Origin of the sequence: Streptomyces pseudogriseolus (genome assembly GCA_002154585.1) — a bacterium.
Classification (GTDB): Bacteria; Actinomycetota; Actinomycetes; order Streptomycetales; family Streptomycetaceae; genus Streptomyces; species Streptomyces pseudogriseolus.
Map to the genome: position 1 here is coordinate 1 of MUNG01000555.1, position 518 is coordinate 518.

A 518-nucleotide genomic window follows, 5' to 3' on the forward strand; every position below is an offset into this window, starting at 1 on the left:
TCCTCCACCGAGGCCGGCAGCAGGCCGATCGCCCGGTGGGCGGCGTCCACCGTCGGCCGCGCCATCCCGCGCGCCCGCTCGGCTCCCTCCCGCAGCACGCCCTCCAGGTAGCCGGGATCGGCGCACAGCTCCTGGTGCCGTTCCCGCAACGGCCGCAGCACCTCGATCACCGCGTCCGCCGTGTCTCTCTTCAGCGCCCCGTACCCGACGTAGGTACCGGCCAGCGCCTCGGGATCTCCACCGGTGCAAGCCGCCAGGATCTCCAGCAGATTGGCGAGCCCGGGCCGCGACTCCCGGTCGTAGACGACCTCACTGCCGCTGTCGGTCACCGCGCGCATGACCTTCTTCCGCACCACGTCCGGCTCGTCCAGCAGATAGACGATCCCCGGCCCGGTGTCGTCGCTCTTGCCCATCTTCGAGGCGGGGTCCTGGAGGTTCATCACGCGCGCCGCCACCCCCGGGCTGGTCGCCCGCGGTACGACGAACGTGTGCCCGTACCGCTGGTTGAACCGCACCGC

The 518-nt window shown here is 72.0% G+C and carries 1 protein-coding gene; it reads right to left on the reverse strand.

Annotation, left to right across the window (positions count from 1 at the left end):
* Nucleotides 1–518: tryptophan--tRNA ligase (locus tag CCN29_RS32660; RefSeq protein ID WP_503167730.1), on the reverse strand; the 518-nt coding region annotated here is incomplete at both ends.